Below are 10,099 nucleotides of genomic sequence, written 5' to 3'. Positions count from 1 at the left end.
TTGTCGTCTTTTTCCCCCCTTCTCCTCTTCTTTTCCCCCCCCCCCCCCCCCCCCCCCCCCCCCCCCCCCCCCCCCCCCCCCACGACCGGTCCACCGACGGGGCGCGGCCTCGTCCGGCACCAGGATCGGTTCCGGGAGGCGATCCGGCCTCCCGTGAGGCCCTACCGGAAGGTTCCCCAGCATGCCCAGTCGCAAGAAGCCGTCCTCCCGTACCCGCGTCCTGGTGGGCGGTGCCGCCCTGGCCGTCGTCGGGGCCGGCGCCGTCGGCACGGTGGCCGCCCACGCGGCCGGCTCCGCCGACGCCCGGGCCACCGCCGCGCCCGTGGCGGCCCGGGGCGGCGAGCTGACCCAGAGCAGGCACCTCAGCGTGGACGCGGCCACCAAGGCGGCGCGCGCCGCGCTGGCGGCGGCCGAGAAGGACGGCCGGCAGGTGTCCGTGGCCGTCGTCGACCGCAACGGCAACACCGTGGTCACCCTGCGCGGGGACGGCGCCGGCCCGCAGTCGTACGAGTCGGCGGAGCGCAAGGCGTACACCGCGGTCTCCTGGAACGCGCCGACCTCGGAGCTGGCCGGGCGGCTGGCGCAGGCGCCGAACCTGAAGGACATCCCGGGCACGCTGTTCCTCGCGGGCGGCACCCCGGTGACCGCCCAGGGCGCGCCGGTCGCGGGCATCGGCGTCGCGGGCGCCCCGTCGGGCGACCTGGACGAGCGGTACGCGCAGGCGGGCGCGGCGGCCCTCGGCCGCTGACCCCGGACCCCGGACAGCGAGAGCGAAACGTCCGGGTCCGCCCCGAGGGGCGGACCCGGACGCGCCGTTCAGCCGGCCGGAGCGGGCGGAGCGGTCAGACGAGGTCGAACCGGTCCGCGTTCATGACCTTGTTCCACGCGGCGACGAAGTCCTTCACGAACTTCTCCTTCGCGTCGTCGCCGGCGTACACCTCGGCGAGGGCGCGCAGCTCGGAGTTGGAGCCGAAGACGAGGTCGGCCCGGCTGCCGGCCCACTTCACCTCGCCGGTGCTCGCGTCCCGGCCCTCGAAGGCGGTCTGGTCCTCGGACGTCGCCTTCCACTGGATGCCCATGTCGAGCAGGTTGACGAAGAAGTCGTTGGTGAGGACACCGGGCGTCCTGGTGAGGACGCCGAGCTGCGACTGCTGGTAGGTGGCGCCGAGGACGCGCAGACCGCCGACGAGCACGGTCGTCTCGGGCGCGCTCAGGCTCAGCAGGTTGGCCCGGTCGAGCAGCAGGTACTCGGCGGGCAGGCGGTTGCCCTTGCCGAGGTAGTTGCGGAAGCCGTCCGCGGTCGGCTCCAGCGCCTCGAAGGACTCGGCGTCGGTGTGCTCGTCGCCGGCGTCCACACGGCCCGGGGTGAAGGGCACCTCGACCGCGAAGCCACCCTCCTTGGCGGCCTTCTCCACGGCGGCGGCACCGCCGAGGACGATGAGGTCGGCCAGGGAGACCTTCTTGGCGCCGGAGGAGGCGTTGAAGTCCCGCTGGATGCCCTCCAGGGTGCGCAGCACCTGGGCCAGCTGATCGGGCTCGTTGACCTCCCAGCCGCGCTGCGGGGCGAGGCGGATGCGGGCGCCGTTGGCGCCGCCGCGCTTGTCGCTGGCGCGGAACGTGGACGCGGACGCCCACGCCGTGGTGACCAGCTGGGACACGGACAGCCCCGAGTCGAGCAGCTTGGTCTTCAGGGCGGCGATGTCGGCGTCGTCGATCAGCTCGCCGTCGCGCTCCGGCAGCGGGTCCTGCCAGAGCAGGGTCTCCTCCGGGACCTCGGGGCCGAGGTACAGGGACTTCGGGCCCATGTCACGGTGGGTGAGCTTGTACCAGGCGCGGGCGAAGGCGTCCGCGAACTCCTCCGGGTTCTCGTGGAACCGGCGGGAGATGGGCTCGTAGATCGGGTCGAAGCGCAGCGCCAGGTCGGTGGTGAGCATGCGCGGGCGGTGCTTCTTCTCCGGGTCGTGCGCGTCCGGCACGATCTCGGGGGCGTCCTTGGCCACCCACTGGTGGGCGCCGGCCGGGCTCTGCTCCAGCTCGTAGTCGTACTCGAAGAGGTTCTTGAAGAACCCGTTGCTCCACCGGGTCGGGGTGCTGGTCCAGGTGACCTCCAGGCCGGAGGTGATGGCGTCCGCGCCCTTGCCGGTGCCGTAGGTGTTGCGCCAGCCGAGGCCCTGCTCCTCGAGGCCGGCGGCCTCCGGGTCGGCGCCGACGTGGTCGGCGGGGCCGGCGCCGTGGGTCTTGCCGAAGGTGTGGCCGCCGGCGATCAGCGCGACGGTCTCCTCGTCGTTCATCGCCATGCGGCGGAACGTCTCACGGATGTCGCGGGCCGCGGCGACCGGGTCCGGGTTGCCGTTCGGGCCCTCGGGGTTGACGTAGATCAGGCCCATCTGGACGGCGCCGAGCGGGTTCTCCAGATCGCGGTCGCCGGTGTAGCGCTTGTCGTCCAGCCAGGTGGTCTCGGGGCCCCAGTAGACGTCCTCCTCCGGCTCCCAGACGTCCTCGCGGCCACCGCCGAAGCCGAAGGTCTCGAAGCCCATCGTCTCCAGGGCGACGTTGCCGGTGAGGATCAGCAGGTCGGCCCAGGAGATGCTCTGGCCGTACTTCTTCTTGACCGGCCACAGCAGGCGGCGGGCCTTGTCCAGGTTGCCGTTGTCCGGCCAGCTGTTGAGCGGGGCGAAGCGCTGCTGGCCGGCGCCGGCGCCACCGCGGCCGTCGCTGATGCGGTAGGTGCCCGCGCTGTGCCAGGCCATACGGATCATCAGCGGGCCGTAGTGGCCGAAGTCGGCGGGCCACCAGTCCTGCGACGTGGTGAGCACCTCGGCGATGTCCCGCTTCACGGCCGCGAGGTCCAGGGCCTTGAAGGCCGCCGCGTAGTCGAAGTCCTCGTCGAGCGGGTTGGCCACGGCCGGGTTCTTGGCGAGGATCTTCACATTGAGCCGCTCCGGCCACCACTGGCGGTTTCCGCCACCCTGGGTCGGGTGCAGGGCCCGGTCGTGCGCGACGGGGCAGCCGCCGCTCCCCTCCGCCTTCGCGTCTGTGACGATCGCGTCGTGGTTCTCAGTCATGGCAATCCTTCCGAACTGTGCGGAACTCGGTGCTCAGGAACTGCGGCCGGTGGAACAGTCGGGGCACAGGCCCCAGTACACGACCTCGGCCTCGTCGATGGCGAAGCCCCGGTCGTCGGAGGCGGTCAGGCAGGGCGCGTCGCCGACGGCACAGTCGACGTCGGCGACGGCCGCGCAGGACCGGCACACGATGTGGTGGTGGTTGTCCCCCACGCGTCCCTCGTACCGGGCCGGGTGGCCGGCCGGCTCGATACGGCGTACCAGGCCCGCCGCGGTCAGCGCGTGCAGTGCCTCGTAGACGGCTTGCAGGGAGATGTGGCCCACACGACCGCGGACACCGGAGGCGATCGCCTCGACGCCGAGGTGGTCACCGTCCCGGACGGTCTCCAGCAGCGCGACGCGAGCTGCCGTCACGCGCAGGCCGGCACCGCGGAGTTCCTCGGCGGTGGTCGGTCTCGGGGAGGCGGACATGGGCTGAACCTACCGTCACAAACACGAGGGGTTCAATAAAACGAAGGATGCAATTCTGGCCTCGTCCGGGCGACGCACGGCCGTCTTCGGGGCCCTGTCCGCGCCGGTGGCGCACGGGCCGCGGGGCGGTCCGCGCACGCCCGCGTCAGGAGGTCCCGGACCGGCCCGCGGCGGTACGGCGAGCCGGACGGGCGCCGCCCGCGCGGCGGCGGACCGGACCCGGCACCCGGCGCGCCCGGCCCTCGGGCGGGTCACGCCGTCCGGGGTGGCCGGGGTCCTGGCCCTCGGGACGGTCACCCCGCCCGTGCGGCCGGGTGCCGGCCGGTGGCGTCACCCGCGCGGGTGCACGGCGTCCCGCCGTCCGTGGGACCGGGCGGGTCGCGTCGTCCGGCAGCGGTGTGAAGTTCGCCGGGTGGCGTGAGGGATCGGGGGCGGGCGGGCAACGAACCCCTTCATGCCCCACGCGATTCTCCTGCGGCAGGTGATGCGATGACCACGGCGACGCCCCGGGCGCTCCGGATGCCGCCCGCCCGGACCGGCACGACGGCCGCCGGGTCCCCGGCACCGCCCGCCCCGCCCTCCCTGCCGTCCCTCACCGGGCTGCGCTGGATGGCGGCGCTGCTGGTGTTCGGACTGCACGTGCACAACTTCGGCTGGTTCGGCGGCACGGGTGGCCGCCTGATGTCCTGGGGCTTCGGCGCCGGGGCCACCGGAGTGTCGTTCTTCTTCGTCCTGTCGGGATTCGTGCTGACCTGGTCGGCGCGGCCCCGCGACCGCGCGCTCGCCTTCTGGCGGCGGCGTGTCGCGCGGGTGTACCCGGTGCACCTGGTCACCCTCGTCGTCGCGCTGGTCATGGCGTGCACGCTGACGCACCGGGCGCTGCCGACGCCCGGGCAGGCGCTGGCGAACGCGCTGCTGCTGCACTCCTGGTGGCAGCCGTGGTGGCAGACGCTGAACCCGGTGAGCTGGTCCCTGGCCTGCGAGGCGTTCTTCTACGCCGTCTTCCCGGCCCTGATCCTGCTGCTGCGCCGGCTCGGGGCGCGCGGCGCGGGGGCGCTGGGCGGATTGTCGGCGGCCGTGGTCCTGCTGCTGGCCTGGGCGGACGCCCACCACTGGTGGACGCACCCGGTCTACTCCTTCCCCGCCGCGCGGCTGCCCGAGTTCGTGCTCGGCGCGGTCGCCGCGCGGCTGGTGCTGCTGGGCCGCTGGCGCGGGCCGGGGCTGGAGGCGTCGCTCGCGCTGGCCCTCATCGGCTACTTCCTGGTCCCGCAGGTCACCCCCGGCTACTCCGCCACCGTGTGCACCCTCACCGGGTTCGCCCTGCTCATCCCGGCGGCGGCGGTCGCGGACCTGCGCGGGCTGCCGTCGCTGTGGCGCGGCGGGCGGATGGTGCGGCTCGGGGAGCTGTCGTTCGCCTTCTACATGGTCCATCTGCTGGTGCTGCGCGCCGCTACGACCCTGCTGGGCACGAAGCCGCGGTTCGGCCTCCTGGCCGGGCTGACCGTCGGCGCCGCCGCGTTCGCGGTCTCGCTCGGCCTGTCGTGGGTGCTGTACGAGGCGGTGGAGCGCCCGGCCCGGTGCCTGCTGCTGCGCCGCCGCCGGCCCGGCGGGAGGTCCCGGCGCCGGCACCGGCACCGGCACCGGCACCGGCACACGACTGACGGCCTCGCCGTTTCCCGCCATACCTTCCGGCTTTTTTCGGCCTTCTGTTCGCCCCTCTCCGGCCTCCCGCACCCCGGGCCGCCCGCCCCGCCCGCACCTCCCGCCGACGGGGCCGGTCCCACGCGCGGGTGACGTACGCGACATCGAGGAGAGGTTCGCGGGTTTCGGGGTAAGCGGCTGACCGACACCGGCCCGGCGGCGCACACCGACGGGCCGGCGGCAGCCGAACGCACCGAGGGAGCGGAGCCGACGTACGCGGACCAACCGACCGGGACCCCACCCGCTCGCCCGCCCGCCACACCGGGGCCACCGCCCATGACCTGGGCATCGGTGGTCCGGCCGCGGTCCCGGGAGCGGATTGGCCCGGCCGGACACCGGTCGCTACGGTGGACGGTCGGCAATGATCGGCTCCGCGGAGCCGGCCGACCGGCGCACCGTGTGGTGCGAGAGGAGAGGATGACAGTGCCCGAGCAGGACCCGGCCGTATCGGCACCCCAGATGGTGAGTTCCTTCCTGGAAAAGCGCAAGGAGCAGATCGCCCAGCGCTGGGCCGACACGCCTCTGTTCCGCTCGGTCTTCACCGTCTCCCGCGACGAGGCGGTCGAGGCGTGCAAGGCCGTGGTGGACGCGCTGTCCGAGGTGGCCGTCAGCGGACGGCTGGAGGACATCGGAGCGCCCGGCTTCACCCCGGTGCGCGACCAGCTGGGACGGATGACGCAGAACCGGGCCCGCTCCGGCTACGCCCCGTCCCAGATCGCCGACGAGGTGGCCGGGCTGCGCCTGCCCGTGGTGGAACTGCTCCGCGAGGAGTTCGCCGACCCCGCCGCCCCGCAGGCCCAGGAGTCCGTGCTGGCGCTGACCCTGCTGCTGGGCACGCTCAGGCTGGTGGTGATGGAGACGGCGCTGGACGCGAACGCGGAGCTGATCGAGCGGCAGCGGCAGCAGCTGCTCGAAGTGGCCACCCCGGTGATCAAGCTGTGGGAGGGCACGGTCGCCGTACCGCTGATCGGCACCCTGGACAGCGCGCGCAGCCAGGTCGTCATGGAGTCGCTGCTGGAGGCGATCGTCGACCAGCGGGCCCGGTACGCCATCCTGGACATCACCGGGGTGCCGACCGTGGACTCCCTGGTGGCGCAGCACCTGATGAAGACGGTGGCCGCGGCCCGGCTGATGGGCGCCGAGTGCATCGTCTCCGGGATCCGCCCGGCCATCGCGCAGACCATCGTGCAGCTCGGCATCGACCTGGGTTCGGTCCTCACCCGGTCCTCACTGGCCGACGCGCTGGCCTACGCGCTCGGCCGGCAGGGGATCGAGGTGTCCCGGGCGCACGCGGATGCGAGTGCCCGGTGAACCAGCCCTTTCCCGCTCAGCCCTCCCCGGTCCCGGTGCTCGCCCTCGGCGATGTGCTGCTGGTCTCCCTGCAGGGCGAGCTGCACGACGGCATGGCCGAACAGCTGCAGCAGGACATCACCCAGCGCATCGCCACGGACCGGGTGACCGGGGTGGTGCTCGACATCTCCGGGGTGGACATCGTCGACTCCTTCCTCGGCCGGGTGCTCGCGGAGATCGCCTCCACGGCCCGACTGCTCGCGGCCCGTACGGTCCTGGCCGGGATGCGGCCCGCGGTGGCCATCACCCTGGTCGAGCTGGGGCTGACGCTGCCCGGCCTGGTGACCGCGCTGGACGTCGACCGCGCCATGGAACTGCTCTCCCAGAGGGGGAGCTGATGCAGCCGTCCGGCCAGGTGTCCGCGAAGAGCCTGCCGATCGGCTCGGACGCGGACCTGGCCTGGGTGCGACAGCACGTGCGGCAGTGCGCGGCGGGGCTCGGCTTCGGTCTGGTGCAGCAGACGAAGCTGGTCACGGCGGCGAGCGAGCTGGCCCGCAACACGCTGGTGCACGGCGGTGGCGGGCGGGTGGAGGTCACCCCGCTGGACAACGGGCGGGCCCGTGGTCTGCGGATGTGTTTCATCGACGACGGTCCGGGAATCCGCGATCTGGAACTGGCCATGACCGACGGGTACACCTCCGGCGGCGGCCTCGGGCTGGGACTGAGCGGAGCGAAGCGGCTGGTGCACGAGTTCAGTGTGGACACCGAGCCCGGCCGGGGTACGACCGTCACGGCCGTGGCCTGGGTGGCCCAGGTGCCCGCGTCCCGCCCGGGGGTGCGATGAGCCGGGTGTGGGAAATCCCGGTCCACGACTCCACCCGGGTGCGGGACGCCCGGATGGCGGCCCGGGAGGCGTGCGACGACTCGGGCCTGGACCCCGCGCGGACGGCGGCGGCGGAGCTGGTCGCCACCGAGCTGGCGACCAACCTGCTCAAGCACGCCGGCGGCGGCCACATGGTGGTCAACCTGGTGGATCCGCCGGACGGCGGCCCGGGAACGTCGGTCCAGCTGTACGCGCTCGACCACGGGCCGGGCATCGCCGACATGGACACCGCGCTGCGCGACGGCTACTCCACCGCCGACGGCTCGCTCGGCGCGGGGCTGGGCAGCTGCCGGCGCAGCGCCAACGCCTTCGAGCTGTACAGCAGGCCCGGCCGGGGCACGGTGGCGGCGGCCCGGATCGACCCGGAGGCCGGTGCGCGCGGGGCGGCCTCGGCGGGGCTGCCCGCGGGCGGGATCACGGTCTCCCTCGGCGAGGCCGAACAGTGCGGTGACGCCTGGGCCTGGGTGCGCACGGGGAAGCTGCTGACCCTGCTGCTCGCGGACGGTCTCGGGCACGGTGCGAAGGCCGCGCACGCCTCCACCGCCGCGGTGGCGGAGCTGCGCCGCACCGGGCACCTGCCGCCCGGGGAGATCCTGCGCCGGCTGCATACGGCGCTGCGGCCCACCCGGGGCGCCGCGGTCTCGGTGGCCCAGGTGGACACGGAACGGGCGGAACTCGGCTTCGCCGGGGTCGGCAACGTCGGTGCCCGGATGCGCAGCGGGGATTCCTGGACGTCCCTGGTGCCCCATCCGGGGATCGTCGGGGCGTACTTCCCGGCGCAGGTCCCGGTGCGCCGGCTGCCGTGGCGCCCGGACAGCCTGCTCGTCCTGCACAGCGACGGACTGCCCAACCGGTGGACCCCGCCGCAGGACCCCGGGCTGCTCGCCCGCGACCCGTCGGTGGTGGCCGCGGCGATCCTGCGCGACGCGGGCAGCCCCGCCCGCCCCGCCCGCGACGACACGAGCGTGGCCGTCCTGGTCCCCGACCGCCGGACCAGCACCCCATGACAGTCCGCGACACCTGGACCATCGCCTCCGCCGTCGACGCGGCCCGCGCCCGTGCCCGGCTGGCCCGGCTCGCCGCGGACGCCGGGGTGCCCGCGCTCGACCGCGCGCGCTTCCTCAGCGCGCTCGGGACCCGGCTGCGGCAGGCCCTGGACGCGGGCGGCGCGGAACTGACCGTGACCGCCGCGGCGGACGGCCGGCTGGACGTCGCGCTGGGCGGCCCGGAGCCCTGGCGGCTCACGCTCGACTGCCCCGCCGAGCCGCCCGGCGCCCCCCGCCCGGGCGACGACTCGCTCCCCGAGGCGCTGCTCGGCGCCGACGAGGACACCGCCGCCGTGCTGACGAGCCTCGCCGAGACGGAGGAGCTGCTGCGGCTGCACCGGGAGGAGCTGCACCAGACCAACCAGGGCGTGCTGGCGCTGCACGCCGAGCTGGAGGCGGCGGCGCTGGCGCAGCGCGAGCTGCTGGACGCCGAGCGGGCGGCGCGCGCCGAGGCGGAGAACGCCCGCCGCCTGCTGACCTTCCTGGCCAACGCGAGCGCGGTGCTGCACGCCTCCCTGGAGCACGAGGACATCCTGCGCCGGCTGCCCGAGCTGCTGGTCCCGGAGTACGCCCGGCACGTCGACGTGTGGCTGGTGGACGACGACCGGACCCCGCCGGGCGAGCGGGCGGCGGCCACGGTGACGGCGGCGCGCACCGGCCGCCCCCAGCACGCGGGTCCGCACCCCGGTGAGCTGCCGGGCGTGGACGACCTGCCGGCATCGGCGCTCTCCCCCGACCGGCCGCTGCTGTGCCTGCCGCTGGGCGCGCGCACCGTGCAGGGGGTGCTGACGCTGGCCGCGCCGGGCGACCGCTTCGACCCGGACACCACCGTGATGCTGCTGGAGCTGGCCCGGCGGGCGGGCATCGCGCTGGACAACGCCCGCCAGTACGAGCAGCACCGGGACGTCGCCGAGGCCCTGCAACGGGCCCAGCTCACCGAGCTGCCCGCCGTCCGGGGCCTGGACCTGGCCGCACGCTATCTGCCCGCGACGCACGGCCTGAACATCGGCGGCGACTGGTACGACGCCTTCTCCCAGCCGGACGGCAGTGTGCTGGCGGTGATAGGGGACGTCACGGGGCACGGGCTGCGCGCGGCGGTCATCATGGGCCAGTTGCGCACCGCGCTGCGCGCCTACGCCGTCGAGGGCAACGGCCCGGCGCGGATCCTCACCCTGCTGCACCGGATGCTGCGCCACCAGCAGCCCGAGCTGTACGCGACCTGTGCCATCGCCCGGTTCACGCCCGGGGAGCCCGAGGTGGTGTGGGCCGCCGCGGGGCATCCGCCGGCCGTGGCCCGCGGACCCCGGGGGGAGGTGCGGGTGCTGGAGGCGAAGCCCGGGATCATGCTGGGGGTTCCGCTGCCGTACGAGTACGAGGAGCACACCGTCGAGCTGCCGGCCGGGTCCGTTCTCGCGCTGTACACGGACGGCCTGGTGGAGCGGCGGGCCGCCGGGATCGACGCGGGCATCGACCGGCTCGCCCGGGCGATGGAGGTGCTCCGCGCCCCGGAGCTCGCGGATCTGGACGCGGCGGCCGACGGACTGCTCAAGCCGATGCTGCACGACTCCGAACACGACGACGACATCTGCCTGCTGTTGTGCCGCACCACGCGTGCGTGAACGGCCGGTCCCCGGTCGCCGGGG

9 protein-coding genes are annotated in these 10,099 nt (G+C 74.5%); 7 read left to right on the top strand and 2 right to left on the bottom strand.

Annotation, left to right across the window (positions count from 1 at the left end; translation table 11 throughout):
* Positions 1 to 181: 181 nt before the first annotated feature.
* The gene (locus tag ACZ4W9_RS19465) at positions 182 to 748 is read left to right on the top strand and encodes a GlcG/HbpS family heme-binding protein (RefSeq protein WP_467937268.1); all 567 of its coding nucleotides are present in this window, start codon (positions 182 to 184) and stop codon (positions 746 to 748) included.
* Between the two features lie 94 nt (positions 749 to 842).
* On the opposite strand, the gene katG is transcribed toward ACZ4W9_RS19465, so the two are convergent.
* A complete protein-coding gene (gene katG, locus ACZ4W9_RS19460; RefSeq protein WP_467937266.1) occupies positions 843 to 3,065 on the bottom strand; it encodes a catalase/peroxidase HPI in 2,223 nt (740 codons plus the stop codon).
* A 33-nt stretch (positions 3,066 to 3,098) separates the two neighbouring features.
* Positions 3,099 to 3,536: a Fur family transcriptional regulator gene (locus tag ACZ4W9_RS19455; protein WP_467937264.1), complete on the bottom strand. Its 438-nt coding sequence runs from the start codon at positions 3,534 to 3,536 to the stop codon at positions 3,099 to 3,101.
* 489 nt (positions 3,537 to 4,025) lie between these two features.
* Here ACZ4W9_RS19455 and ACZ4W9_RS19450 point away from each other — a divergent pair, with 489 nt between their 5' ends.
* From ACZ4W9_RS19450 to ACZ4W9_RS19425, 6 genes are all read left to right on the top strand, one after another.
* The gene (locus ACZ4W9_RS19450) at positions 4,026 to 5,330 is read left to right on the top strand and encodes an acyltransferase family protein (RefSeq protein WP_467937262.1); all 1,305 of its coding nucleotides are present in this window, start codon (positions 4,026 to 4,028) and stop codon (positions 5,328 to 5,330) included.
* 324 nt (positions 5,331 to 5,654) lie between these two features.
* On the top strand, positions 5,655 to 6,548 hold the full coding sequence (locus tag ACZ4W9_RS19445) for an STAS domain-containing protein (protein ID WP_467937260.1): 894 nt from the start codon (positions 5,655 to 5,657) through the stop codon (positions 6,546 to 6,548).
* Entirely contained in the window at positions 6,545 to 6,925 is a 381-nt protein-coding gene (locus ACZ4W9_RS19440; RefSeq protein ID WP_467937258.1) for an STAS domain-containing protein, read from the top strand. The genes ACZ4W9_RS19445 and ACZ4W9_RS19440 overlap by 4 nt, the downstream gene beginning before the upstream one ends.
* Positions 6,925 to 7,371, top strand: a complete 447-nt coding sequence (locus ACZ4W9_RS19435) for an anti-sigma regulatory factor (RefSeq protein ID WP_467937256.1) — start codon at positions 6,925 to 6,927, stop codon at positions 7,369 to 7,371. Before ACZ4W9_RS19440 ends, ACZ4W9_RS19435 begins: the two co-directional genes overlap by 1 nt.
* Positions 7,368 to 8,417: a SpoIIE family protein phosphatase gene (locus ACZ4W9_RS19430; RefSeq protein WP_467937254.1), complete on the top strand. Its 1,050-nt coding sequence runs from the start codon at positions 7,368 to 7,370 to the stop codon at positions 8,415 to 8,417. Before ACZ4W9_RS19435 ends, ACZ4W9_RS19430 begins: the two co-directional genes overlap by 4 nt.
* Positions 8,414 to 10,075 carry a PP2C family protein-serine/threonine phosphatase gene (locus tag ACZ4W9_RS19425; RefSeq protein WP_467937252.1) on the top strand — a complete coding sequence of 554 codons (1,662 nt, stop codon included), beginning with the start codon at positions 8,414 to 8,416 and terminating at the stop codon, positions 10,073 to 10,075. The genes ACZ4W9_RS19430 and ACZ4W9_RS19425 overlap by 4 nt, the downstream gene beginning before the upstream one ends.
* Positions 10,076 to 10,099 lie beyond the last annotated feature (24 nt).

It is taken from the genome of Streptomyces sp. NPDC029296 (assembly GCF_055569255.1).
The sequence above is the reverse complement of the archived record's forward strand: the minus strand, read 5'-3'. Positions and strand labels throughout refer to the sequence as shown.

Bases quoted from the DNA above. Each gene is read 5' to 3' on its own strand.
- ACZ4W9_RS19445 (WP_467937260.1), top strand. From the start codon at position 5,655: ATGACAGTGCCCGAGCAGGACCCGGCCGTATCGGCACCCCAGATGGTG.
- ACZ4W9_RS19435 (WP_467937256.1), top strand. From the start codon at position 6,925: ATGCAGCCGTCCGGCCAGGTGTCCGCGAAGAGCCTGCCGATCGGCTCG.
- ACZ4W9_RS19455 (WP_467937264.1), bottom strand. From the start codon at position 3,536: ATGTCCGCCTCCCCGAGACCGACCACCGCCGAGGAACTCCGCGGTGCC.
- ACZ4W9_RS19430 (WP_467937254.1), top strand. From the start codon at position 7,368: ATGAGCCGGGTGTGGGAAATCCCGGTCCACGACTCCACCCGGGTGCGG.
- ACZ4W9_RS19450 (WP_467937262.1), top strand. From the start codon at position 4,026: ATGACCACGGCGACGCCCCGGGCGCTCCGGATGCCGCCCGCCCGGACC.
- ACZ4W9_RS19465 (WP_467937268.1), top strand. From the start codon at position 182: ATGCCCAGTCGCAAGAAGCCGTCCTCCCGTACCCGCGTCCTGGTGGGC.
- katG (WP_467937266.1), bottom strand. From the start codon at position 3,065: ATGACTGAGAACCACGACGCGATCGTCACAGACGCGAAGGCGGAGGGG.
- ACZ4W9_RS19425 (WP_467937252.1), top strand. From the start codon at position 8,414: ATGACAGTCCGCGACACCTGGACCATCGCCTCCGCCGTCGACGCGGCC.